17 protein-coding genes and 1 tRNA gene are annotated in these 25,961 nt (G+C 58.2%); all 18 read right to left on the reverse strand.

Features of this window, described 5'->3' with window-relative positions; all coding sequences use genetic code 11:
- Window positions 1-22: 22 nt before the first annotated feature.
- Window positions 23-379 carry an Hpt domain-containing protein gene (locus RWV98_RS12375; protein ID WP_280960869.1) on the reverse strand — a complete coding sequence of 119 codons (357 nt, stop codon included), beginning with the start codon at window positions 377-379 and terminating at the stop codon, window positions 23-25.
- Entirely contained in the window at window positions 376-2,244 is a 1,869-nt protein-coding gene (locus tag RWV98_RS12380) for a putative bifunctional diguanylate cyclase/phosphodiesterase (protein WP_317861092.1), read from the reverse strand. Before RWV98_RS12380 ends, RWV98_RS12375 begins: the two co-directional genes overlap by 4 nt.
- Before the next feature lie 262 nt (window positions 2,245-2,506).
- On the reverse strand, window positions 2,507-5,836 hold the full coding sequence (locus RWV98_RS12385) for an ATP-binding protein (RefSeq protein WP_317861094.1): 3,330 nt from the start codon (window positions 5,834-5,836) through the stop codon (window positions 2,507-2,509).
- Between the two features lie 177 nt (window positions 5,837-6,013).
- Window positions 6,014-6,286, reverse strand: coding sequence for a phage holin (locus tag RWV98_RS12390; protein WP_317861096.1), 273 nt, complete (start codon window positions 6,284-6,286; stop codon window positions 6,014-6,016).
- 418 nt (window positions 6,287-6,704) lie between these two features.
- A tRNA-Leu gene (locus tag RWV98_RS12395) sits at window positions 6,705-6,791 on the reverse strand.
- A 57-nt stretch (window positions 6,792-6,848) separates the two neighbouring features.
- Window positions 6,849-8,219, reverse strand: a complete 1,371-nt coding sequence (locus RWV98_RS12400; protein ID WP_280962383.1) for a sodium-dependent transporter — start codon at window positions 8,217-8,219, stop codon at window positions 6,849-6,851.
- 10 nt (window positions 8,220-8,229) lie between these two features.
- Window positions 8,230-8,718, reverse strand: coding sequence for a tRNA adenosine(34) deaminase TadA (gene tadA / locus RWV98_RS12405; protein ID WP_280962384.1), 489 nt, complete (start codon window positions 8,716-8,718; stop codon window positions 8,230-8,232).
- Window positions 8,715-9,779, reverse strand: a complete 1,065-nt coding sequence (locus RWV98_RS12410) for a rod shape-determining protein (RefSeq protein ID WP_305147452.1) — start codon at window positions 9,777-9,779, stop codon at window positions 8,715-8,717. Before RWV98_RS12410 ends, tadA begins: the two co-directional genes overlap by 4 nt.
- 107 nt (window positions 9,780-9,886) lie before the next feature.
- Window positions 9,887-12,145 carry an SF1B family DNA helicase RecD2 gene (gene recD2, locus RWV98_RS12415; protein ID WP_317861101.1) on the reverse strand — a complete coding sequence of 753 codons (2,259 nt, stop codon included), beginning with the start codon at window positions 12,143-12,145 and terminating at the stop codon, window positions 9,887-9,889.
- A 27-nt stretch (window positions 12,146-12,172) separates the two neighbouring features.
- Complete coding sequence (locus tag RWV98_RS12420) at window positions 12,173-12,472, reverse strand: hypothetical protein (RefSeq protein WP_280962386.1); 300 nt, start codon at window positions 12,470-12,472, stop codon at window positions 12,173-12,175.
- Window positions 12,473-12,666: 194 nt separating this feature from the next.
- Window positions 12,667-12,909, reverse strand: a complete 243-nt coding sequence (locus tag RWV98_RS12425; protein WP_280962387.1) for a hypothetical protein — start codon at window positions 12,907-12,909, stop codon at window positions 12,667-12,669.
- A 406-nt stretch (window positions 12,910-13,315) separates the two neighbouring features.
- Window positions 13,316-14,518: an elongation factor Tu gene (tuf, locus tag RWV98_RS12430; protein WP_280962388.1), complete on the reverse strand. Its 1,203-nt coding sequence runs from the start codon at window positions 14,516-14,518 to the stop codon at window positions 13,316-13,318.
- An 82-nt stretch (window positions 14,519-14,600) separates the two neighbouring features.
- Window positions 14,601-16,706, reverse strand: a complete 2,106-nt coding sequence (gene fusA / locus RWV98_RS12435) for an elongation factor G (protein WP_280962389.1) — start codon at window positions 16,704-16,706, stop codon at window positions 14,601-14,603.
- Window positions 16,707-16,744: 38 nt separating this feature from the next.
- Window positions 16,745-17,215, reverse strand: coding sequence for a 30S ribosomal protein S7 (rpsG, locus tag RWV98_RS12440; RefSeq protein ID WP_280962390.1), 471 nt, complete (start codon window positions 17,213-17,215; stop codon window positions 16,745-16,747).
- Window positions 17,216-17,401: 186 nt separating this feature from the next.
- Window positions 17,402-17,821 (reverse strand): 30S ribosomal protein S12, encoded by a 420-nt coding sequence (gene rpsL, locus RWV98_RS12445; protein ID WP_280962391.1) that lies wholly within the window; start codon window positions 17,819-17,821, stop codon window positions 17,402-17,404.
- Between the two features lie 54 nt (window positions 17,822-17,875).
- On the reverse strand, window positions 17,876-18,127 hold the full coding sequence (locus RWV98_RS12450; RefSeq protein ID WP_280962392.1) for a ribosomal L7Ae/L30e/S12e/Gadd45 family protein: 252 nt from the start codon (window positions 18,125-18,127) through the stop codon (window positions 17,876-17,878).
- 268 nt (window positions 18,128-18,395) lie between these two features.
- Window positions 18,396-21,935 (reverse strand): DNA-directed RNA polymerase subunit beta', encoded by a 3,540-nt coding sequence (gene rpoC, locus RWV98_RS12455; RefSeq protein WP_280962393.1) that lies wholly within the window; start codon window positions 21,933-21,935, stop codon window positions 18,396-18,398.
- A 60-nt stretch (window positions 21,936-21,995) separates the two neighbouring features.
- Window positions 21,996-25,724, reverse strand: a complete 3,729-nt coding sequence (rpoB, locus tag RWV98_RS12460) for a DNA-directed RNA polymerase subunit beta (RefSeq protein WP_317865752.1) — start codon at window positions 25,722-25,724, stop codon at window positions 21,996-21,998.
- Window positions 25,725-25,961: the final 237 nt, after the last annotated feature.

The raw sequence follows: 25,961 nt of genomic DNA on the forward strand, positions 1-25,961 counted from the left end.
TCGTGCTCTCTCTTTCTGACCGTCAGGCGTTCACGCAGCATGCAATGCACCGGATCGTTTCTTCATAGGTCTCCTTCGCCCGGTCGTAAAGGGTCTCCGCATCGGGTGTGATCAAGCCCCCGCGCAGCGCCTCGGTAAGCGCCGCGGCAGCGTTCTGCAGCTTTGTCAGCGACAGGTTCATGCAAATGCCCTTCAGCGAGTGGGCGGCGCGGAACGCTTCTTCCGCGTTGCCGCTCTGCATGGCGTCCGTCAGGGTTGCAAAGCTCAAATCTCCCTTAAACATACGGAGAAAACGGGCGATCCGGTCATCGCTCATCAGGCGGCGGCGCACGTCCTCGTAATCCGCGCCCATGCTTTCATAACATTCTTTTATCGTCATTGTGCGTGATTCTCCTTGCTTTCTTTTATCAGCAGGCTCTCAAACTCCGGCTGCGGCATGGGGCGGTAAAATACATAGCCCTGCACATAATCGCAGCCGATCTCCGTTAGATATTTGACCTGATCCATTTCCTCGATGCCCTCCGCCACGGTGTGGATATGGAACTTTTGCAGCAGCTCCACGATACCCTGCACCAGCGCCAGATCACGCGTGTGGTCGGCGCCGTCGGTGAAGAAAAAGCTGTCTATCTTGACCACATCCACCGGCAGGTCCTTGAGCAGGCTCAGCGAGGAATAGCCCTTGCCAAAATCATCGATCGAGCAGGAAAAGCCGTGCGCCTTCAAATCCTGCACGATGTTCAGCATCAGCCCGGCGTTATCAAATACGATCGATTCGGTAAATTCAATTTCCAGCAGCGCGGGCGGGATGCGGTACTTGTCCCGGATCTCCACATAGCGCCGTACAAAGTTTTGGTCATAAAACTGAATGCGCGAAACATTCACCGAAACCGGGCACACAGGCTTGCCTTCGTCCATCATGCGGCGCAGGCTGCGGCACACGTCTTCCAGCACATAGCGGTCCAGCTGGTCGATCATGAACTTTTGCTCGAATACCGGGATGAAGCGATCGGGCGGGATGATACCGCCATCCTCCGTCCGCCAGCGCACCAGCGCTTCCGCGCACCCCACCCGTCTAGTCTTTAAATCGACCTTGGGCTGGTAATGAACCGTAAACTCGCGGCGTTCCAGCGCTTCCAGCATACGGTTTTCTATGTTCTTCTCTTCCCGCAGACGCTGCCGGATGCTTTCGTTGTAGTACACATAATTATGGTTGGTACCGTTTTTAACCGTTTTGCGCGCAAAATTCGCGCGATCAAGCAGACCGTCGATGGTCAGCTTTTCGACCACGTCTTCGATGCAGCAAATGCCGCAGCAAGTCGGCAGCGACTGGCGATAGTTCGAGGCGTGCATAAACTCGGTGATCAGATGGTCGACGCGGCGCTGTCTGACGGCGACCTCTTCCTTATTTTGATAATGCAGCAGCAGTACAAAATTATCCGCCGACACGCGACCGCACAGTTCCCTCTCGTCCAGCTCGGCCAAAAGCATTTCGCTGTACCGCGACAGCACGCTGTCGCCGTAGGCATAGCCGAACACATCGTTTATGTATTTAAAATCCGCGAAATCGGTATAGACGATCGCGTATTTTACCAATTTTTCGCTGTCAATCAACTGCTGCGCTCGTTCCTTGAACGCACTGAGCACATATACGCCCGTCAGCGTGTCGCGGCGGGTCAAGTCGCTCAATTTGCGGTTGGTGTTTTCCAGCGTCAGCAGCTTTTGCGAGGAAGCCCAGAAAATAAACGCCCACGTGACCAACATGACCAGCAGCATCCCAACGCAGATGATCATCAGCTGCCGCGTCATTCTGGCTGAATACGCCTCGGCTGCGAATACCGTATCGTTCGCCTGATCAAAATATGCTTCGCTCAGGGTCAGCAGCTCCTCGTGGGTCGCCGCGCCACTGCGGTGCGCATAGATTTCTCGTTTTACCTCGTCCCACATTGCGCTGAGCTTGGCGAGGTTTTGCTGGTAAGCGGCGTCGTCCGGCGTCGGCAGGCCGTATTCGCCCTGCGCTCCGTTCAGCTCGCGCAAGATATTGTCCAGATATTCCAGCGTATCGTCATTCGGCTGGCCCATCAGTTCCAGCTTGATCAGCCGCTGCGTCGCGCCGCGAACGATACCGACGTAGTTGATCAGCCTGCCGTTCGACTGCATCCGCACGATGGCGCTCACCGTGATACTGCCGAGCAGGATGAGCGATAGGAATAAACTGATTAGGCCCACCTTTAAGAACCGCTTCAACCGCCCGTCACCGCCCTTTTATATAGACATTTTTACATAAACGCGCACGAATACATCACCCGCACGAAAAACAGCACAATATTTAACGTACGTGTCCGCCCCGGTTACCCGCGCCGCAGCATAATCTATACTTAATGTATATTGTACCTCATTTAGGTCAAAGAAGCAAGCCGAAGTCGCCGCTCGTTTCCGATAAATACATGAAAACGGGCGGATCGGCCCGAAAGCGCCGATCCGCCCGTTTGATTCTTGCGCTTGCCGGTCAATCGATCCAGCGGTGCAGGGTCTCCATCAGCCGGTCGATCTCAAGCGGCTTGGTCACGTGCTCGTTCATGCCCGCCTGCCGCGCGCGGTACGCGTCGTCCGCAAAAGCGTTCGCAGTCAGGGCGATAATGGGAATACTCCCCCCGTCCGGCCGGCCCGCTGCGGCCATGGCGCGGATCGCCCGGGTGGCTTCATAGCCATCCATCACGGGCATCTGTATATCCATCAGGATCAGCGCGTAGGTGTTGGGCGGGGCGGCGGAAAAGCGTTCCACCGCCTGCCTCCCATTGGCCGCGCATACGATTTGCAGCCCCGACATGCCCAGAAGCTCCTGCGCGATCTCGCGGTTGAGTTCGTTATCCTCCACCAAGAGGATGCGGGTGTCCGGCGCGAAAGCCGTTTCACACGCATCATTCCCGTCGCAGGACGGCTCGGATGCCGCTTCCTTCTCCGCCAGCTTGAGAAACAAGGTAACGATAAAGCGCGTTCCCTCTTCCAGCCGGCTTTCCACCCGAATGGTGCCGCTCATCATCTGCACCAAATTATGCGTGATGGCAAGGCCCAGACCGGTGCCCTGTACCTCGCTCACCCGGGTATCGGCCGCCCGCTCGAACGGTGTGAACAGCTTGTCGATAAACGCCGGCGGAATACCGATGCCATTGTCCTCGACGATAAACTCAAAGCAGCCCACCCCTCGTTCGCCGGACAGTTTTTCCTCGACCGACAGGGAGATGCGGCCGCCCTCGCCGGTGTATTTAACCGCGTTGGAGAGCAGGTTGATCAGGATCTGCTGCACGCGCATGGCGTCCCCGCAAACCGCGTTGCTGCGCACCATGCCATGGGTCTCAAATAGCTGGTGCTTACGCTCCACATCCGGCCGGACGATCTGCGCGACCGTGTGCAGCGTATCGTCCAGCATAAAGGTGCTTTCGTCCAAACTGATGTTGCCGGATTCGATCTTCGACATATCCAGCACCTCGTTGATCAGCCCCAACAGGTGCTTGCCGGAAATCAGGATCTTGTTCAGGCAATCGGCGGTCTTCTCGTGGTCCTCCAGCTGTTTTTCCGCAATGGAAGCCATGCCAATGATCGCGTTCATCGGCGTGCGGATATCGTGGCTCATGCGGGACAAAAACTCGGATTTGGCGCGGCCCGCGCGCTGCGCGCCCTCGTACGCTTCTTCCAGCGCCTGCTTGGCCATTTTCTCTTCCGCTTGCCGTTCCAGCGCCTGCTGCTTCTCTCCGGTTATGTTGCGCAGCGTGACGATAGCGGTTTTGGTCTCCGCGTTCTCCATCGATACGGGGTGGACCTCCAACCGCAGCCACGAGACCCCTGCCCCGTCCTCCTGCACCTGCCGGAACTCCACCTCGGTGTGTCCTCCCGCGCGCGAGACTTCGTCCAGCAGCCGCTGCCGGTCGCAAGCGCGGCCCACCTCGGCGCGCGAACCCTCTTCGACATAGGGTAAAAGGTAGGTGCAAAGATCTTTGGAATAACAGCCTGCGCGCGGGAAGGACAGGCTGTCCCGCGCCTGCGGCAGGCGTACCGCATAGTATTGATCCTCGGATAGGTTCACGTAAAATATACTGATATAAACGCCGCTGATCGCTTGTAGGGCTGATTGGCTCATATGCAAGCGCTCGCTGCTTTCCGAAAGCGTTTCCTTCATGCTGTGGATATTGCGGATCGTGCCCACCACACGGCAGGGCCTTCCGTCATGCTCGATCAGCCGGCTGCTGATCCGATGCCAGCGATAGGCGCCGGGCGCCGAGTGCGGCGTGACCACGCGAACCTCAAAGATACCGGCCCGGCCGTTGCAGATATTGTCGCGCACCAGCGGCGCGTCCTCCGGGTGCATAAAGCGTTCGTCCAGCAAAAGCTTCGAGTAGTCGCGCAGCGCCCGGCGCTCCACCCCCTGCCCCGGCTTTGGTTCATAGCTGATGAAGGTATCCGAATCCATCAGGTACTCAAACATGGCGTCGCGGCTGGATTCCATCGCCACGCGGTACATCTCCTGCTCCTGTTCGAGCTGCTGCTGCAGCGTCTTACGCTCCGTGATATCGATCAGCGTGCGCTGGATCACCAGATCGCCCTCCGGCGTACGATCTACCACCATATTGGTGCCGTCCAGCCAGCGGAGCGTTCCGTCGCGCAACAGCGCGCGGTAGGACCGGTCCTGTCGGTCGCCCAGCTCCCGCAGAAGCAAATAGGTATCGCGCAGCATGGCCTGATCCTCCGACAGCACCGTGCCCAGCACGCCGTCGTGCCAGTCGCGAACCCCCGCCTCTTGGTTTTCATAGCCTAAGAGGGACAGCGCCGCCCGGTTGAGCGAGATCAGCTCGTAAGTGCCGTCCGCGCGGCGGACAAAGCGGATGATGCCGCAGGGCACCGTATCGTAAATGCTGGTTAACAGCTGCGTCTGTTCCCGCAGGCGCTGTGCGTCCTCTTCCGCGCGGGTCACATCCAGATACAGGCTGTTGACCATCCAATGCCCGTTTGCGTCACGCGCTTTCTTGCCGCTATCCAGCACCCATTTTAGGCTGCCGTCCTTGCAGCGGACCCGATAGCGCGTGGCATAGGCAAGACCGCCGTCCCGAAACGCTTCTTCGCAATCCGCGAGGGCCTGCTCCAAATCGGGCGGATAAACGGCCCCCACCGCGGTACCGCCCGTAACGGCCATGAACTCCTCCACCGTGTAGCCGAACAATGCGGCGGCTTCCTCGCTGACAAAGGCAAAGGAATAGGTAGCATCATCCCGACTGATCTTGAGGCCGCCCGCAACGGATGACAGCACCACATCCATCTGCCGGTTTTGCTGTAGCGCCTGCGCTTCCAGCGCTTTGAGACGTTCCTGCACATATTCGTAGGATTGTTTGCCGATCTTCTCCGGAAACAGCTCTTCTTCGACCAGATCCTCGTACGGGTTGGAGCAATGAATATGCGCGCAGCGCAGGCCTCCGTCTGTTTGCTGTAAAACGATCGTCACCCGCTGGTGCACCTTTAGGTACATTCCCACATCGGGCGCGGTAGCCACCCACATGCGGCCGGATACCACATACAATCCCGGCGACGGTTCGATCACATCATATTCCTCGTCCCAGATATCGCACTTTGGGATCGCGCCTTCAAATCGGGTGAAGATATCCAGCGCAGCTTCTCGTCCCACAAGGTATTGATCCTCGCCGGCGCCCAGCCAAGTGAACTGCGGGGCAAAATAAGCGGCCACGCCGGTCGAGTTACCGTCGCAGTAGTGCATGTGCATCAATCGGCTTGCTAGGGCCTTCGCCGCCTCCCGGCGTTCGGCCTGCGCCGCGTCATTCTGAATCCCCAATTTGCCCCAACCTTTCTCTTTCGCACATGCGAAAAACAACATTTTCACTTTAATCATACCTGATTGCACGTAAAGCGTCAAGAACAATGGTGGTGATTCAAAGAAAGAGGCGCGGATACCGCCACGATATCCGCGCCTTTTATTCCAAACAGGTCATAGAAACAGTATCCGCCACGCTCAGCTCCGCGCCTGCGGCCGCTCCAGTTCCATCACCCTACGGCAATCCGCCATACCGGGAGTCGTTGGATCGTTCAGCGCGTTCCAAATATTCGATACGATCACAAACAGGCAATAAGGGCTTTTCGCGGCGCCGACGACAACATTCCATACATCCGCCCAAGTCACCATGCTGGCGGCGGTCAAGCCGCCATAGGCCAACGCCGTCGCAAACGCGCCCAGCGTGATCTGAACCCAAACCACCGGGTTCCTCAGCCGCAGCTTCCAGTTCATCTATCGTTCTCCCTTCCACCTATACATTTCCCGTTTTGCAGTATATGACTTCCGGCGTTATTTTGTTCCGCTTCGCGGGTCTGCTCCGATAGCGAAGAAACACCCCGTCCGGCTTAGAAGTCTCGCCGTATTGCGGCGGGACTTCGTGCCATAAGGGGTGTCCCGTTCCTTTGTCCTCCTCGGAGCAGCGCCCAGCGCAGCGGGTCTGCTCCGATAACGAAGAAACACCCCGTCCGGCTTAGAAGTCTCGCTGCATTGCGGCGGGGCTTCGTGCCATAAGGGGTGTCCCGTTCTTTCGTCCTACTCGGAGCAGAGCCCAGCGCAGCGGGTCTGCTCCGACAACGAAGAAACACCCCGTCCGGCTTAGAAGTCTCGCCGTATTGCGGCGGGGCTTCGTGCCATAAGGGGTGTTTCTGAGTGGTGCCGGTGACCGGACTCGAACCGGTACGCTGTCGCCAGCGGTGGATTTTGAGTCCACTACGTCTACCAATTCCATCACACCGGCAAAGATGGGGTGCAACAGAAATTATTATATCCTATTGCACCGCATTTTTCAAGTGTTTTAAGCAAAGAACTTATCTTTTATCCCAAGCGCAAAGATGATCAACACAATGACCGGAAGAATATAGCTGACATAGATGCGCATCCAGTCCTGCACCTTGATGCCGCCGCCTTCGTTGGCTTCCTCTTTAAACTTCTTCCAGCCCCAGCCGTAGCGGCTGGTACAGAACAGAAGGTAAACGAGCGAGCCGATGGGCAGCCACAGGTTGGATACGAGAAAATCCTCTAAATCGAGCACGGCGGACCCCGCGCCGAACGGCTGGAAGCCGCTCCACAGGTTGTAGCCCAGCACGCACGGCAGCGACAGCAGGATCATCAGCACGATGTTTACCGCCGCAACCTTTTTTCGGCTCGCGCCGGTCAGGTCCATACCGCAGGAGAGAATGTTCTCAAACACGGCGAGCACAGTGGAAAACGCCGCGAACGCCATAAAGACGAAGAACAGGCTGCCCCACAGGCGGCCAAGCGGAATATTATTAAAGATATTGGGCAGAGTGATGAAAATCAGGCTCGGTCCGCTGTCCGACGGCACGCCGAAGGAAAAGCAGGCCGGGAAAATGATCAGGCCCGCCGTGATGGCCACAAAGGTATCCAAAATACCGACGCTGACCGCCTCGCCCATCAAGGCGCGGCCCTTGCCGATATAGCTGCCGAAGATCGCCATCGCGCCGATGCCAAGCGAAAGCGTGAAGAACGACTGGTTCATCGCACCGACGATGGTCGCGCCAACGCCGACCTCCGCCATGCGGGCAAAATCAGGCTTTAGGTAGAAGGAAAGGCCCTCGGACGCGCCATCCATCATGATGCTGTTGACCGCGAGCACGACCATGATCGCGAGCAGCGCGATCATCATCACCTTGGTCACGCGCTCCAGACCGTTTTGCAGGCCGAACGAGCAAATGCCAAAGCCGATGAGCACGACCAGCACCATCCAGCCGCCCATGACGAGCGGCTGCGAGAGCATTTCGGTAAAGGTGCCCGCCACCTGATCGGGCGACGCGCCGACAAAACGTCCCGACGCGGTCAAATAAAAATAATGCAGCATCCAGCCCGCGACGGTGGTGTAAAACATCATCAGCAAATAGTTGCCGATCATCGCGAGATAGCCGTGGATATGCCATTTCTGCCCCGGCTTTTCCAGCGCCTGATACGCCGCTACCGGACTTTTCTGGCTCGCGCGGCCAACGGCGAACTCCATCGTCATGATGGGCAGGCCGAGAATAATCAAAAAGAAGATGTAAAACAGTACGAATGCGCCCCCGCCGTACTGTCCCGCCATATATGGAAATTTCCACACGTTGCCGATACCGATCGCGCAGCCCGCCGACAGCAGGATGAACCCCAGCCGCGAGCCCAGTCTTTCTCTTTGCATACAATACCCCTTAGTTTGTTTTTGAGGCGTTTTTCGCGCCCCTTCCCCTCTTTTCGCGAAGCTTTTTAAAGAATGCCGTGAGGAGACCCGCGCAGGCCTCCTCCATGACGCCGCCGACCACGGCGGGCTTATGGTTATAGGGCAGCGCAAACAGATCGACCAGCGTGCCGCAGGAGCCGGCCTTTGGATCGCTAGCCCCGTAAATAACGGTGCGGATGCGGGCGTTGATAATGGCCCCCGCGCACATCGGGCAGGGTTCCAGCGTTACGTACAGATCGCATTGATGCAGCCGCCAGCCGCCAAGCTTTTTGCATGCCTTGCCGATAGCCTCGATCTCTGCATGGTGCAGGGCGTTCTTTTTGGTCTCGCGCCGGTTGCGCCCGCGGCCGACGATCTTACCATCGCGCACCACGACGGCGCCGACCGGCACCTCGCCTTCCTCCGCCGCCTTCTGCGCCAGACGCAGCGCGGCCTTCATGTATTTTTCCTGCTCGGTCACTGCATCATCTGCCGCCGGCGGGAAAGATTCATGGTGCCATCCTGCATGGCTTGCAGGTTTTCCAGACAGTTGCCCGTGCCGTACGCGACACAGGAGATCGCTTCGTCCGCGATATGGGTCGGGATGCCGGTCTTGGAGGCGACCAGCTTGTCAAAGCCCCAAATCAGCGAGCCGCCGCCCGTCATCACGATGCCGTTGGTGGAGATATCGCCGGTCAGTTCGGGCGGCGTGCGCTCGATAACCCAGTGGATCGCTTCGATAATGGCGGCGCTGACCTCTTCCAACGCGTCGAGGATCTCGGTCGAGTTGACCGAAAAGGTGCGCGGCAGACCGGTCATCAGGCAGCGGCCCTTGACCTCCATCGTGACTTCCTCGGTGCGGGGATAGACACAGCCGATGCCCTTCTTAATCGCTTCCGCCGTGCGGTCGCCGATCAGCGCGTTGTGCTTGCGGCGCACGTACTTGACGATGGCTTCATCAAACTTATCGCCCGCGATTTTGATCGAGGTCGATTCCACGATGCCGCCAAGGGAAATGACCGCCACATCGGTTGTGCCGCCGCCGATATCGACGACCATGTTACCGTTGGGCTTGGCGATATCGATGCCCGCGCCAATCGCGGCAGCCACCGGTTCTTCCACCAAAAACACGCGCTTAGCGCCCGCCTGCGTGCCCGCGTCGATCACGGCGCGCTCTTCCACTTCGGTAATGACCGAAGGCACGCAGATCACCAGATTGGGCTTAAACAGACGGAAGCCCTGTACCTTGCGGATAAATTCCTTGATCATGCGCTCGGTCATCTCATAGTCTGAAATGACGCCTTCGCGCAGCGGACGGATCGCGACGATATTGCCCGGCGTACGGCCCAGCATCTTCTGCGCGTCCGCGCCGACGGACAGTATTTTACCCGAAGCCTTGTCCACCGCCACAACAGAGGGCTCGTTCAGCACAACGCCCTTGCCCTTGACATAGACCAGCACGGTTGCGGTGCCGAGGTCAATCCCGATATCGCTTGAAAACAGCGAGAATTTTTTAGCCAGCGTTTCTAAAAAAGAGCCCATATCTATTCATCCTTACCTTTAAGCCAAATTTTCATTCATTACATTATAACCCAAGCAGGTCATGCTTTTCAAGGCTATTTGCAAATTTATTATCAATTTGCACCCATTTACCCCGAATTTTCCGTTTTTTCCGTCCCCGGCTGCCACTTGTCGCGCAGCCGCACCTTGAGCGCGCTGTAACGCCTGCCCTTCTGGTTATTATCCACCATGTAGGTAATGGTCTCGCCGCTGCCGACAATGACCAGCAGCCGCTTGGCGCGCGTGATCGCGGTATACAAAATATTGCGCGTGAGCAAACGGCGCGGGATGCCGCTGGACAGAGCCAGCACCACCGCGTCAAATTCGCTGCCCTGCGCCTTGTGCACCGTTACGGCATAGGCCAGTTCCAATTCGTTCAGCATGTCAAACGTATATGTAGCCAGCTTATCGTCAAAGCGGACGATCAGGCATTCCTGCTGCGGATAGATCCTGACGAGCTCGCCCACATCCCCGTTAAAGATACCGGTGCCCGCTTCTTCCTCGCCGCTTTTTTCCCATACGATATCATAATTGTTGCGCACCTGCATCACGCGGTCGCCTTCGCGGAACACGGTTTCGCCAAAGCGCTTTTCCGCCTTGTCCGCGCTTGGCGGGTTAAGCGCCTCCTGCAAGCGAGCGTTGAGCGGCGCCGTGCCGCTCCCTTGCCGTCTGGCGGGCGACAATACCTGAATCTGCGAAGGGGCAAATCCATAGTGCTCGGGTAATCGCTTGACGCAGAGCTGCGCGATCGTTTCTATGACGGCCGCCGGGTCCGAGCGCTTCATGATAAAAAAGTCTCCATCGGCCGCAGACGCCCTCGGCATCTGCCCCGCATTGACCGCATGCGCGTTCATTACAATATCGGACTTTTGCGCCTGTCGGAATATCTCGGTCAGCTCGATCGTCGGCACGCAGTGCGAACCGATCAGGTCCCGCAGAAAGTTGCCCGGCCCAACGGGTGGCAGCTGGTCCGCGTCGCCTACGAGGATTAATCGCGCGCCATAGGGCAGCGCTTCGATCAGCGCCTGCATCAGCGAGATATCGACCATGGATACCTCGTCCAAAATGACCGCGTCGCATTCGAGCGGATTGGTCATACTGCGCTGAAAGGCCAGCCGGCCGCCCGCGGCGTAGCCCGCTTCCAACAAGCGGTGTATGGTCTTGGCCTCCATCCCGGTCAATTCGGATAAGCGCTTGGCGGCGCGCCCGGTAGGCGCGGCCAGCAGCGTATTAAGACCGAGCGCCTCAAAAACCTCCAGAATGCCGCGCACCGTGGTCGTTTTACCGGTGCCGGGGCCGCCGGTCAGAATGACAAGGCCGTTTTTTGCCGCTTTCGCGATCGCCTGTTTTTGGTTTTCCGAAAACGGAAACGCGCTGTCCAGCTCCAATGCGGTTAGCAGCTCGTCCACATCAAAATCATATTCAAAGTTGCGTTCCGCCATATGGCACAGCGCTTCGGCCAAATAGGCCTCGGCTTCATGCATGGTACGCAGGTAAACCGCGTCCCGCCCGGCGATGAACTCCCGCACAAGCTTGCCTCCGTCGGCCAGCCGGTCGATGCTTTCCAGCGCGCGGTTTTCGTCGAATACCACATCATCCTCGCTGAGCAGGGCGCACACCGCGCCCACCAGCTTTTCCACGGGAATAAACGTATGGCCGTTATCCAAATTAAAAGAAAGCGTATAAATCACGCCCGCGTCCGCCCGTTCCTCGGATAGCATGGACAGACCCAGATTAAACGCCAGCGCATCGGCCAGTTTAAAATCAATCTCGTAATAAGCGTCGCACAGCAGATAGGGGTTTTCACACAGCGCGTCGATCGCGCTTGCGCCGAGGCGCTTATAAAGCAGCGCGGTCAGCGAGAGCGGCAGCGCATGCTCGTTTAGAAAATCCATCAGCAGCCGCATTTCGCTCTGTTCCGTGAACTGGCGGCCGATCTCTTTCGCCTTGCGTTCGGTGATGCCGCGCAGCTCGGTCAACCGCTCGGGTTCGGCCATCAGGATATCAAAGGTATCCTCTCCAAACTTTTCGGCAATGCGCGCGGCGAGCCGTTGACCCACGCCGCGTATCAGGCCGGAGCCGAGATACTCCGCGATACCGCGCACCGACGAAGGCAGGCGGCGTTCAAACGCCTCGGTGGAAAACTGTTCCCCATAGGACGGATGCGTGACCCAAAAGCCGGTCAGAATCACCTGTTCCCCCAGTCCGATATTGGGAAAGGTGCCGGTCGCGGTCACCTCGCCCCCATCCTCGGACAGGAGACGCAGCACGGCATAGCCGTTTTCCGCATTGTAGAAAACGATCTGCTGCACCGTGCCGCGTATCATTACGTACTCTCTCTCGTCCACTTGCGCTTTCCCCAATCCTTGGCTTTATTAGTCCAGATACATGATGTCCTGCCGCACCGCCATATGCTTAGCGATATTCTGCCCTTGCCCGTTGCCGATCTCGACAAAGGTGATGGACAGACCGGGCAGGTACTGCCTGCGCATATGCAGCGCAACGCGAATGAGCTGCTCGGACGAGGCGTCGCAGCCATCGCCATAGAGCGTCAGCTCCGCGCTGCCGCGTTGACGCAGCACGCGCATGAACACAAGCTCATACACGGTATGCAGCACCGTATAAAACCCGACAGCGGCAAAAACGGCGAGCACGGTTTGCCAGAAAACAGACATGGTGTTCCCCTCCTGCATTCAGGCTATGCGCGCCCGTCGCCACGGGTTCCGATACTTATTTTATTTTATCACAGCATGGGGAAAAAGTAAATCACAGCGCCGCGCATGCAGACCTTTGCTTGCCGCCAAGGGAAAGCAAAAACAGGGGCCGCGACGTTTGGCGTTTCGCCGCAGCCCCTACAAGTCGGCGCTGCTTAAAGCTCGTGCTCGCCGCACCAATCGCGCAGGTCGTCGCTGTTGGTCCCGCTGATCGGATGCGCGTGTCCGCAATCGCGGTCATGCGGGCTGAGCGCCTTGCCGGTCGGGAACGCTTCGTCCGCCGTCGGCGCGCCGCCCTGTGTGTCGCGCGCGGCCACGCTCGGCTTGGAAAGCTCCATCCACTCTATATTTTTCTTGGCCGAATCCAGTTGTTTTTGAGAAACCTCTTTCTTTTCCATGTGCAAAACCTCCTTTTGCACTTATTCTCCCGCGCAAAACAGGTTTTCACACATGCAAAAACTTCAAAAACAGGCAAAAGAGTGCCCGAACAAAATGTTCGGGCACTCTTCAGACTGTCAAAAATAGTTTTTTGACAGTCTGTCGATCGAAACAAAGCCCCATTTCGATCGAAAATTCCGGCTTCTGCGCGCGCCTTACAGGCACACTTGAAGTCGGCTTGTATAAAAACCGAGATACACGCTCCCGGTTTTTATGAATTTTGCCGCAAGCGGCAAAATCCTATTTTATGCGCGCTGCGGCGCGAGGGAGTTCTTTGACAGGCAAAAGAGTGCCCGAACAAAATGTTCGGGCACTCTTGAAAAGCGTTATAAATAACGGTTTTTCAAACTGCAAAGCAGCTTAAAATTACTCGTTGATCTTGATAACAACGCCGGAGCCAACGGTACGGCCGCCTTCGCGGATAGCGAAGCGGAGGCCTTCCTCGATAGCGATGGGGGTGATCAGCTCAACGTCCATTTCAACGTTGTCGCCGGGCATGCACATCTCAACGCCTTCCGGCAGAGCGATAACGCCAGTAACGTCGGTGGTACGGAAGTAGAACTGCGGGCGGTAGTTATTGAAGAACGGGGTGTGACGGCCGCCCTCTTCCTTCTTCAGAACGTAAACCTGACCGCGGAACTTGGTGTGCGGGTGGATGGAGCCCGGCTTAGCCAGAACCTGACCGCGCTCGATGTCGGTCTTCTGGATGCCGCGAAGCAGAGCGCCGATGTTGTCGCCAGCCTCAGCGTAGTCCAGCAGCTTGCGGAACATTTCGATACCGGTAACAACGGTCTTGCGGGGCGCTTCCATGAGACCAACGATCTCAACTTCTTCGCTCAGCTTCAGCTGACCGCGCTCAACACGGCCGGTAGCAACGGTACCACGGCCGGTGATGGAGAATACGTCCTCGACAGGCATGATGAACGGCAGGTCCGCCTTGCGCTCGGGGGTCGGGATATACTCGTCAACAGCGTCCATCAGCTCGCGGATGCACTTGTACTCCGGAGCGTTCGGATCCTTGGAGTCGGACTCCAGCACGCCCAGCGCGGTGCCGCGGATAACCGGCACGTCGTCGCCCGGGAAGTCGTAGGAGGACAGCAGTTCGCGAATCTCCATCTCTACGAGATCGAGCAGCTCCTCGTCGTCGACCTGATCGACCTTGTTCATGAATACAACGATATAGGGAACGCCAACCTGACGGGCAAGCAGGATGTGCTCGCGGGTCTGGGGCATCGGGCCGTCAGCAGAAGAAACAACCAGAATAGCACCGTCCATCTGAGCAGCGCCGGTGATCATGTTCTTAACGTAGTCAGCGTGGCCCGGGCAGTCGACGTGCGCGTAGTGGCGCTTGTCGGTCTGGTACTCAACGTGAGCGGTATTGATCGTGATGCCGCGCTCTTTCTCTTCCGGCGCCTTATCGATCGCGTCATAGGCCTGATACTCCGCGTCGCCCGCGAGAGCCAGAACCTTGGTGATAGCCGCGGTCAGCGTGGTCTTGCCGTGGTCAACGTGGCCGATGGTGCCGATGTTAATATGCGGCTTATTTCTTTCAAACTTTTCCTTAGCCATGGTGGATATCCTCCTCGTAATTTGAATTCTAAGTCATTGGTAGATTTATTCTACCGCAAATTGCAGAAAAATGCAATAGGTTTTAGTTATCGTTTTTGTTGCGCTGGTCGATGATCTTCTCCTGAATGTTCTTCGGCACTTCGGTGTAGTGGCTGGGCTGCATGGTGTACTGGCCGCGGCCCTGACTGCGCGAACGAAGCGTCGTAGCATAGCCGAACATTTCGGAAAGCGGGACGGCCGCCGCGATGGCCTGTACGCCGCCGCGCGCTTCCATGCCCTGAATCTGGCCGCGGCGGGAGTTCAGGTCGCCGATTACGTCGCCCATATACTCCTCCGGAACCATAACGTCAACCTGCATGATGGGCTCCATCAGCACCGGGTCGGCCTTCCGCATCGCTTCCTTAAACGCCATGGAACCGGCGATCTTGAACGCCATTTCGGAAGAGTCGACTTCGTGGTAAGAGCCGTCGTACAGCGTTACCTTCACGTCAACGACCGGGTAGCCTGCAAGGATACCGGCCTGCATTGCGCCCTGAATACCCTGATTGACAGGCTCGATATATTCCTTCGGGATCGCGCCGCCGACGATCTTGTTGATGAACTCGTAGCCCTTGCCGGACTCGTTCGGCTCAACAATGATCTTACAGTGGCCGTACTGGCCCTTACCGCCGGACTGGCGGGCGTACTTCTGATCCACATCAGCCGAACGGCGGATGGTTTCCTTGTACGCAACTTGGGGAGAGCCTACGTTTGCTTCCACCTTAAACTCGCGGAGCAGACGGTCGACGATGATCTCAAGGTGCAATTCGCCCATGCCGGCGATGATGGTCTGACCGGTTTCCTCATCCGTGTAGGTGCGGAAGGTCGGATCTTCTTCTGCCAGCTTGGAAAGCGCGATGCCCATCTTTTCCTGACCGGCCTTGGTCTTGGGTTCGATCGCAACGCGGATAACCGGTTCCGGGAACTCCATGGACTCGAGGATGATCGGGTGCTTTTCATCGCAGAGCGTGTCGCCCGTGGTGGTGTTCTTAAAGCCTACGGCCGCCGCGATATCGCCGGAGTAAACAACGTCGATATCCTGACGGTGGTTGGCGTGCATCTGCAGAATACGGCCCAGACGCTCACGGTTGTCCTTGGTGGCGTTGAGCACCGAGGAGCCGGCCGTGATCGTGCCGGAGTAAACGCGGAAGAATGTCAGGCGGCCAACGTACGGGTCGGTCGCGATCTTGAACGCGAGTGCGGAGAACGGCGCTTCGTCGGAAGACGGGCGGGAGTCCTCTTCATCGGTCTTGGGGTTGATACCCTTGATATCCGGGATATCGGTCGGCGCGGGCATATACTCGATTACCGCGTCAAGCAGGGGCTGAACGCCCTTGTTGCGGTAAGAGGTGCCGCACAGCACCGGAATGATCTCAACATTGCACACGCCCTTGCGCAGCGCGGCCTTGATCTCCGGAACGGTGATCTCCTCGCCCTCGAGGTACTTCATCATCAGATCCTCGTCAAGCTCGGCGACCGCTTCGATCAGCGCGTCGTGGTACTCCTGCGCCTTTTCCTGCAGCTCCTCCGGGATGTCCTCGTCGCGGACGTCCTTGCCGAGGTCGTCATAGTAGACTTCAGCGCGCATGTTGATCAAGTCGACGATGCCCTTAAAGGTATCCTCAACACCGATCGGCAGCTGGATCGGCACGGCGTTGCACTTGAGGCGGTCCTTCATCATGCCGACGACATTGTAAAAATCGGCGCCCATGATGTCCATCTTGTTGACGAACGCCATACGCGGGACTTGATACTTGTCCGCCTGATGCCAAACCGTTTCAGACTGCGGCTCAACGCCGCCCTTGGCGCAGAATACGGTGACGGAGCCGTCCAGTACGCGCAGCGAGCGCTCTACCTCAACGGTGAAGTCAACGTGGCCCGGGGTGTCGATGATGTTGATGCGGTGTTCCGGGAACTGGTGCTGGGAACCGTCCCAGTGGCAGGTGGTCGCGGCGGACGTGATCGTGATGCCGCGCTCCTGTTCCTGCTCCATCCAGTCCATCGTCGCGCCGCCGTCGTGCGTCTCGCCGATCTTGTGGTTTACACCGGTGTAAAACAAGATACGCTCGGTGGTGGTGGTTTTACCGGCATCGATGTGGGCCATGATGCCGATGTTTCTGGTTCTTTCTAGGGAATATTCTCTAGGCATATTGCTCTCCTTTCAAAGCGTAGCGGGAAACGCCTCTATTAATAACGGTAGTGCGCGAACGCCTTGTTCGCTTCCGCCATCTTGTGCGTATCCTCACGCTTCTTGACAGCACCGCCCAGGCTGTTGCAGGCGTCCATGATCTCGCCGGCCAAACGCTCGCGCATGGTCTTTTCGCTGCGCGCGCGCGAATACTTGGTCATCCAGCGAAGGCCCAGCGTCTGACGGCGCTCGGGACGGACTTCCATCGGAACCTGATAGGTGGCGCCGCCTACACGGCGGGCCTTAACTTCGAGCGACGGCATGATGTTCTCCATCGCTTCGGTGAAAACCTCCAACGGCTCCCGTCCGGTCTTTTCACGGATGATATCAAAAGCACCATAAACGACTTTCTGCGAAACGCCCTTCTTGCCGTCCAGCATGATCGAATTGACCAGCTTCGTGACGAGCTTGGAATTATAAAGCGGATCGGGCAGAACGTCTCTCTTGGGGACATTACCTCTTCTTGGCACTTTACTTCCCTCCTTCAAAAATATTTGATTTCATAGGTACTCCGGCCTTCTTATCAATTAAGAACAACCGTTGTAATGCCTGTCCGAGGTGATATATCGGTTTCGGATATAAAACGCCCAGACAAAGCATGCTTGTGCTTTGCTCTGAAAATTTTAACTTTTCTCGCAAAACGTCAGCAGGTAAGCTTACTTGCCTGCCTTAGGTCTTTTCGCGCCGTACTTGGAGCGCGCCTGACGGCGATCCGCTACGCCCTGCGTATCCAGTGTGCCGCGGATGATGTGGTAGCGCACGCCAGGAAGATCCTTGACACGGCCGCCGCGAACCATAACGACAGAGTGCTCCTGCAGGTTGTGACCGATACCCGGGATGTAAGCGGATACTTCCATCTGGTTGGTCAGCTTAACACGAGCGACCTTACGAAGCGCGGAGTTCGGCTTCTTCGGCGTCATGGTTTTAACCGTCGTGCAAACACCGCGCTTCTGCGGAGCGGACTGGTCGGTGGCCTTCTTCTTCTGAGAGTTGTAGCCTACCTGCAGAGCCGGCGCCGTGGACTTGGCGGTGACTGCCTCGCGACCCTTACGGACGAGTTGGTTAAAAGTTGGCATTTTATTTCCTCCTTCTTTCAAAAGTGTTTATGAAAAAGCGCGTTTTGCGCAGTTTCAGCTGGTTTGGCGCAGAACCGTGACCACCGCGGCGCCGACATCGATACCGGCCGCGTCGCCCAGTTCCGCCATAGTGGTGATCTCGCTCACCTTGGTATTCGTTTCGCCGCAAAGCTCATAGATGGGTGCTGTGACGCGCTTTTCCGCGTCCAGCGCGACGAAGACCTCGGCGGCCGCGCCGTCCCGAATGGCTTTTTTCGACTGCTTCACACCAATGACCTTGTGCGCCGTGCGAAGTTCTGAAAGCATAGTAACCCTCCTATACGGCATACTACATTAGTATAGCGGTTTGCAGCAGCGAAGTCAAGCACTTTTCCAGATTTATCGTAGAAATTCACAGTATTCTCTCCCCCACGCCGCGCGCCGCAGCACGCATTCCAAAGGCAATGGCCAAAGCGCGCCGGAATCAAAATTCCGGTGTGCTTTGGGCGCAGGGATCGATTGCGAGCGCCGCTTGCAATCGAATAAAAACAGAGGAACGCCACAAAGCATTCCCCTGTTTTCCCTGTTTTATACCTTATAAGGAACTGTTGGAATCGAGATCCACCGTTTTTTCGTAATGACCGTCGCAGTACTCGGTCATGCCCGAACCGGCGGGGATCAGCTTGCCGATAATAACGTTTTCCTTCAGGCCCAGCAGCGGGTCGACCTTGCCCTTGATGGCGGCGTCGGTCAGCACGCGCGTGGTCTCCTGGAAGGACGCGGCGCTCATCCACGAATCCGTAGCCAGAGAAGCCTTGGTGATACCCATCAGCGTCGGCTCGGAGACCGCAGGCTGCAGGCCTTCCTCGCCCGCTTCGATACGGCTCTGCACCTGCTTGTTGCAGTCCTCAAACTCAAGCAGGTCCATGACCGAGCCGGGCAGCACGGTCGCGTCGCCCGCGTCCTCAACGCGCACCTTGCGCATCATCTGGCGGACGATAACTTCGATATGCTTATCATTGATATCAACGCCCTGCTGGCGGTAAACCTTCTGTACTTCCTTGATCTCATAATCGTGCACGGCGCGCGGATCGAGGATGCGCAGAATATCGTGCGGGTTCAGCGCGCCGTCGTTGAGCTGCTCGCCCACGGCGACAGTCTGGCCGTCCTCCACGCGGATGCCGGAGGAAGAAGCCAGCTGGTACGAAACCATTTCGCCGGAGTCGCGGTTGGTGATGTTGACGGTTTTGACCGTGGTGCGCTTGGATTCCTCGATCGAAACCACGCCGCCGATCTCCGCGAGGGTCGCGGCCTTCTTGGGCTTGCGCGCCTCGAACAGTTCTTCTACACGGGGCAGACCTTGCGTGATATCCGAACCGGCGACGCCGCCGGTGTGGAAGGTACGCATGGTCAGCTGGGTGCCGGGCTCGCCGATCGACTGGGCCGCGATAATGCCTACCGCTTCGCCCTTGCCGCACGGATTGCCGGTGGCAAGGTTCATGCCGTAGCAATGGGTGCACACGCCCTTGCGCGCGCGGCATTCCAGAACGCTGCGCAGCTGCACGCGCTTGATGCCGGCGGCGATGATGCGGTCTGCGTCCGCCTCATCCAGCATTTTGCTGCTGGACACGATCAGATTGCCCGCGTCGTCCATGATATCGTTCACCGGGTAGCGGCCGAGCAAGCGCTCGCGCAGCGGCTCGATGATCTGGTTGCCTTCCTTGATGTCTTCTACCCAGATGCCCTTGACAGCGCCGCAGTCGTCCTCGCGGATGATGACATCCTGCGAAACGTCGACCAGACGGCGGGTCAGGTAACCCGAGTCGGCGGTACGAAGCGCGGTATCGGCCAGACCCTTACGGGCGCCACGCGCGGAGATGAAGTACTCGAGTACCGACAGGCCTTCACGGAAGTTGGACTTGATCGGGATTTCGATCGTCTTACCGGAGGTGGATGCCATCAGGCCGCGCATACCGGCCAGCTGACGGATCTGGTTGATCGAACCACGAGCGCCCGAGGTAGCCATCATCTGGATCGGGTTGAACTTCTCCATGTTGCCCTGCAGCGCCTTGGTGACTTCGCCCGTGGTCTTTTCCCACTCGGCAACGGTCAGGCGGTAGCGTTCGTCGTCCGTGATAAAGCCGCGCTTGTATTTCTTATCGATCAGGGCGACCTTCTTTTCGGTCTCGCCGATCAGCACCGGCTTTTCATCCGGAACCGACATATCGGCAACCGCAACGGTCAGCGCGCCCTTGGTGGAATACTTATAGCCCATGGCCTTGATCGAGTCCAGCACCTCGGCCGTGACGTTGAAGCCGTGCACGTGAATGCAGCGGTCGATGATCTTGCCAAGCTCCTTCTTGCCCGCGGTGAACATGATTTCAAGGTCCAGCAGCTTGTCAGGATCGGAACGGTCGACAAAGCCCAAATCCTGCGGAATGCGCTCGTTGAAGATCAAACGGCCCGGGGTTGCGTCGACCAGCTTGGATATCTTACGGTCGCCCAGATCGCGCTCCATGCGCACCTTGATCGGCGCGTGGATGCCGACAACGCCCTGATCGTAGGCCATCAGCGCCTCGTCCGCGTTGCGGAAGATCTTGCCGGTGCCCGGCTCGGTTTCGCGGTCGATGGTCAGGTAGTAAGCGCCAAGCACCATGTCCTGCGAGGGGATGGTGACGGGCTTGCCGTCCTGCGGCTTCAACAGGTTGTTCGCGGACAGCATGAGCAGGCGGGCCTCGGCCTGCGCCTCGGCGGAAAGCGGCACGTGCACCGCCATCTGGTCGCCGTCAAAGTCGGCGTTGAACGCAGTACATACCAGCGGGTGCAGGCGGATGGCGCGGCCCTCGACGAGGACGGGCTCGAACGCCTGAATGCCCAGACGGTGCAGCGTGGGCGCGCGGTTCAGCATGACCGGGTGGCCCTTGATGATGCCTTCCAGCACGTCCCAGACCTCGGTCTTGGCGCGCTCCACCATCTTCTTGGCGGACTTGATGTTGGAGGCGGTGCCGTCCTCGACCAGCTTCTTCATGACGAAGGGCTTGAACAGTTCGAGCGCCATCTCCTTGGGCAGGCCGCACTGATATATCTTCAGGTCCGGACCGACGACGATGACCGAACGGCCGGAGTAGTCGACGCGCTTGCCCAGCAGGTTCTGGCGGAAGCGGCCCTGCTTGCCCTTGAGCATGTCGGACAGGCTCTTGAGGGCGCGGTTGTTCGGACCGGTGACCGGGCGGCCGCGGCGGCCGTTATCGATCAGCGCGTCCACAGCCTCTTGCAGCATGCGCTTTTCGTTGCGCACGATGATATCGGGAGCGCCCAGCTCAAGCAGGCGCTTTAAGCGGTTGTTGCGGTTGATCACGCGGCGGTACAGGTCGTTGAGGTCGCTCGTTGCGAAGCGGCCGCCGTCGAGCTGTACCATCGGACGGATCTCGGGCGGGATGACCGGCACGACGTCCATGATCATCCACTCCGGGCGGTTGCCCGAAAGGCGGAACGATTCCGCGACCTCAAGGCGCTTGATAAGCCGCAGGCGCTTCTGGCCGGAAGCCTCGTGCAGCTCGGCGGTCAGTTCCGCCGAAAGCTTATCCAGATCGAGCTCGGCTAGCAGAGCCTTGATCGATTCGGCGCCCATGCCGGCCTTGAAGTCATCCTCGTACTTTTCGCGCATGTCGCGGTACTCGGCTTCGGTCAGGATTTGCTTCTTCATCAGCGGCGTGTCGCCGGGATCAATGACGATATAAGAGGCAAAGTAGAGCACCTTTTCCAGTACGCGCGGGCTGATGTCGAGAATCAGGCCCATGCGGGACGGAATGCCCTTGAAATACCAGATGTGCGATACGGGCGCGGCCAGCTCGATGTGGCCCATGCGCTCGCGGCGGACCTTGGCGCGGGTGACCTCTACGCCGCACTTATCGCAGACCTTGCCCTTAAAGCGAACCTTCTTATATTTGCCGCAGTGGCACTCCCAGTCCTTGGTTGGGCCAAAGATACGCTCGCAGAAAAGGCCGTCCTTTTCAGGCTTGAGCGTGCGGTAGTTGATGGTTTCGGGCTTTTTCACCTCACCGTACGACCATTCACGGATCAGGTCGGGCGAGGCAAGGCCGATTTTTATGGCGTTGAATGTATGATATCCCATAAAGTTTTATGAGCTCCTTCCCTGTTTACGGACGATTTTGAACGGACTTTGCTCCTTCGGTCATTCGTCGAGGCCGTCGTCAAAATCGTCCCCGGCGGCGTCAAGATCATCCTCGGTATCGTCGTCGGCGTCATCGTCATCCACCGCGGCGTCGGCGAACAGATCGCTGTCGCCGTCCTCGGCGTTGTTGATGCCGAAACCGGCCGCCACGAACTCATCATCCTGACCGGACACCGCGTGCTCCATCGGACGGATATAATCGGATTCATCCTCTTCATCGTCCGCCAGCTCGATGACATCCATATTTTCATCCAGCACCTGAATATCAAGGCACAGGCTCTGCAATTCCTTAACCAATACCTTGAACGATTCCGGAACGCCCGGCTGCGGTACGTTGTGGCCCTTAACGATCGCCTCGTAGGTCTTGACACGGCCGGTGATATCATCCGACTTGACGGTCAGGATCTCCTGCAGCGTGTAGGCCGCGCCGTACGCCTCGAGCGCCCAAACTTCCATCTCGCCGAAGCGCTGGCCGCCGAACTGGGCCTTGCCGCCGAGCGGCTGCTGCGTAACGAGCGAGTACGGGCCGGTCGAACGCGCGTGGATCTTATCGTCGACCAGATGGTGCAGCTTGAGGTAGTACATATAACCAACGGTTACCGGGTTATCAAACTTGTCGCCGGTGCGGCCGTCGTACAGCACGCTCTTGCCGTCGCCGTTGTAACCGGCCTTAATCAGCGCTTCCTCGATGTCCTTCTCGTTCGCGCCGTCGAATACCGGGGTCTCGACCTTCCAGCCGAGCTTACGGGCGGCAAAGCCCAGATGCACCTCCAGTACCTGACCGATGTTCATACGGGAAGGCACGCCCAGCGGGTTGAGCACGATGTCGAGCGGGGTGCCGTCCGACAGGAACGGCATATCCTCCTGCGGCAAAATGCGGGATACAACACCCTTGTTACCGTGACGGCCCGCCATCTTATCGCCGACCGAGATCTTGCGCTTCTGCGCGATATAGCAGCGCACGACCATGTTGACGCCGGGCGACAACTCGTCGCCGTTTTCGCGGGTGAACACCTTGACGTCCACCACGATGCCGCTTTCGCCGTGCGGCGCGCGCAGCGAGGTATCGCGCACCTCGCGCGCCTTTTCACCGAAGATGGCGCGCAGCAGGCGCTCCTCGGCGGTCAGCTCGGTCTCGCCCTTGGGCGTCACCTTACCGACCAGAATGTCGCCCGCCTGCACTTCGGCGCCGACGCGGATGATGCCGCGCTCGTCGAGGTTGCGCAGCGCGTCTTCGCCCACGTTCGGGATATCGCGGGTGATCTCTTCCGGCCCAAGCTTGGTATCGCGGGATTCGGATTCGTATTCTTCAATGTGGATGGACGTGTAAACGTCGTCGCGCACAAGGCGCTCGTTCAGCAGAACGGCGTCCTCGTAGTTATAGCCTTCCCAGGTCATAAAGCCGATCAGCGCGTTCTTGCCAAGCGCGATCTCGCCCTGATCGGTCGAGGGGCCGTCGGCCAGAACGTCGCCCGCCTTGACGCGCTCGCCCAGCGAAACGATCGGACGCATATTGATACAGGTAGACTGGTTGGAACGCAGGAACTTGGTCAGGTGATAGGTTTTTTCATCGCCCTTGTCGTACTTGACAACGACCTCTCGCGCGGTCACGCGGGTGACCACGCCGTCGCTTTCCGCCAGCGGGATGGTGCCGGAATCGACCGCGGCCTTGTATTCCATGCCGGTCGCGACGACAGGCGCTTCGCACTTTAAAAGCGGCACGGCCTGACGCTGCATGTTCGCGCCCATCAGCGCGCGGTTCGCGTCGTCATGCTCAAGGAAGGGGATGAACGCGGTCGCGACGGAAACCATCATGCGGGGCGAAACGTCCATCAGATCGACTTCCTTGCGGTCGACCTCGATGATCTCATCGCGCATACGGCAGGTGATACGGTCGCGTTCCAGACAGCCGTTTTCGTCGAGCGGCTCGTTCGCCTGACAGACGATAAATTCGTCCTCCACGTCGGCGGTCATATACTGCACATCGCCGGTGACCTTACCGGTCTCCTTATCGATCACGCGGTAGGGCGCTTCAATAAAGCCGAAATCGTTGATGCGCGCATAAGTCGCCAGATAGGAGATCAAACCGATGTTCGGGCCTTCAGGGGTCTCGATCGGGCACAGGCGGCCATAGTGCGAGTAGTGCACGTCGCGCACCTCGAACGATGCGCGGTCGCGGCTCAGACCGCCGGGGCCGAGCGCGGACATACGGCGCTTGTGCGTCAGCTCCGCCAGCGGGTTGTTCTGGTCCATGAACTGGGAGAGCGGCGAGGAGCCGAAGAACTCCTTGATCGCGGCGGTGACCGGACGGATATTGATCAGGCTCTGCGGCGTGACGATATCCAGATCCTGAATCGTCATGCGCTCGCGGATCACGCGCTCCATACGGGAGAAGCCGATGCGGAACTGGTTCTGCAGCAGCTCGCCGACCGAACGGAGGCGGCGGTTACCGAGGTGGTCGATATCGTCCGTCGTACCGACGCCGCAGCCGAGGTTCAGCAGGTAGCAGATCGAAGCGAGCATGTCGTCCACGATGATGGTCTTGGGCACAAGCTCGGTCATGCGGGCGGTGACCTGCGCCTTCAGCGCTTCGCCCTGATTGTTCTCCATGATCTCCTTAAGGACCACAAAGCGGACCTTTTCCTTCAGGCCCAGCTCGGCGGCGGTAAAGCCGGTGTAATCCTTGAAATCATCCGCGTCGACCATGCCGTTGCCAAACACGCGCACCGGACGGCCTTCGCCGGATTCAATGGTAACGCCGTGCACACCGCGGCGCTCGAGCAGGCGCGCCTTCTCGCGGGAAAGGATCTCGCCTTCCTCCGCCAAGATTTCGCCCGTCATCGGGTCGGCAACGGGCGCGAGCAGCTTGTGGCCCGAGATGCGCCGCGCGATGGCAAGCTTCTTGTTATACTTGTAGCGGCCGACGGCGGAAATATCGTAGCGGCGCATATCGAAGAACATCGAATCCATCAGGTTGGTGGCGGACTCGACAGAGGGCGGCTCGCCCGGACGCATCTTCTTGTAGATCTCGATCAGCGCCTCGTCCGCCGTGGTGGCCGGGTCCTTTTCAAGGGTCGCGATGATGCGCTCATCCTCGCCGAACACTTCCTTGATCTCCGCGTCGGTCTTTACGCCGATTGCGCGAATGAACGAGGTGATCGGGATTTTGCGGTTTTTATCGATACGGACGTAGAAAACGTCGTTCGAGTCGGTCTCGTATTCGAGCCACGCGCCGCGGTACGGAATAACGGTGGCGGAAAGGATCGCCTTATCCGTCTTATCGAATTCCTTACCGTAATAGACGCCGGGCGAACGGACGATCTGCGAAACAATGGCGCGTTCCGCGCCGTTGATGATGAAGGTGGCGGAATCGGTCATGCGCGGGAAATCGCCCATGAAGATCTCCTGCTCCTTGATCTCGCCGGTCTCCTTATTGCGAAGGCGCATGCGCACCTTGAGCGGCGAGGCATATGTGGCGTCGCGCGCCTTGCACTCCTCCACCGAATACTTGGGCTCGTCGTCCATCGAATAATCGAGGAAGGAAAGCTCCAAATTACCGGTGTAGTCCGTGATGCTGGCAGTGTCCGAGAACACCTCTCGCAGGCCCTCGTCCAAGAACCACCGGTAGGATTTCTTCTGCACCTCGATCAGATTGGGCATCTCCAGAATCTCATCGATGCGCGCAAAGCTCTTTCGTGTGGTTTTGCCGTGCTGTACGTCTTTCACCATCATGTGCTTCAATCACTCCGTTTCTTTCGGCATTATTTTGATACGCCCGGCGGCGTGGCAAAATCTTTAAAATTGCTCTTGCAATTACAGATTCACCGTGATAACATGTATTTAGCTATTGGCAGAATCGTATCTAATTTGTCGAGCGTTTTATTATACCATAGAATTTTTGCCAATGTCAAGCATTTTATTGCACAGAAAAGCGGACAGAACACTCTGTCCGCTTGTTTTTTTGTC

Origin of the sequence: Agathobaculum sp. NTUH-O15-33 (genome assembly GCF_033193315.1) — a bacterium.
GTDB lineage: Bacteria > Bacillota > Clostridia > Oscillospirales > Butyricicoccaceae > Agathobaculum > Agathobaculum faecihominis_A.

Coding starts and splice junctions, on each gene's coding strand:
- RWV98_RS12410 (WP_305147452.1), bottom strand. CDS start 9,779: ATGGGCTCTTTTTTAGAAACGCTGGCTAAAAAATTCTCGCTGTTTTCA.
- rpsL (WP_280962391.1), bottom strand. CDS start 17,821: ATGCCAACTTTTAACCAACTCGTCCGTAAGGGTCGCGAGGCAGTCACC.
- tuf (WP_280962388.1), bottom strand. CDS start 14,518: ATGGCTAAGGAAAAGTTTGAAAGAAATAAGCCGCATATTAACATCGGC.
- fusA (WP_280962389.1), bottom strand. CDS start 16,706: ATGCCTAGAGAATATTCCCTAGAAAGAACCAGAAACATCGGCATCATG.
- RWV98_RS12425 (WP_280962387.1), bottom strand. CDS start 12,909: ATGGAAAAGAAAGAGGTTTCTCAAAAACAACTGGATTCGGCCAAGAAA.
- RWV98_RS12390 (WP_317861096.1), bottom strand. CDS start 6,286: ATGAACTGGAAGCTGCGGCTGAGGAACCCGGTGGTTTGGGTTCAGATC.
- rpoB (WP_317865752.1), bottom strand. CDS start 25,724: ATGGTGAAAGACGTACAGCACGGCAAAACCACACGAAAGAGCTTTGCG.
- RWV98_RS12420 (WP_280962386.1), bottom strand. CDS start 12,472: ATGTCTGTTTTCTGGCAAACCGTGCTCGCCGTTTTTGCCGCTGTCGGG.
- RWV98_RS12375 (WP_280960869.1), bottom strand. CDS start 379: ATGACGATAAAAGAATGTTATGAAAGCATGGGCGCGGATTACGAGGAC.
- RWV98_RS12400 (WP_280962383.1), bottom strand. CDS start 8,219: ATGCAAAGAGAAAGACTGGGCTCGCGGCTGGGGTTCATCCTGCTGTCG.
- rpoC (WP_280962393.1), bottom strand. CDS start 21,935: ATGGGATATCATACATTCAACGCCATAAAAATCGGCCTTGCCTCGCCC.
- RWV98_RS12450 (WP_280962392.1), bottom strand. CDS start 18,127: ATGCTTTCAGAACTTCGCACGGCGCACAAGGTCATTGGTGTGAAGCAG.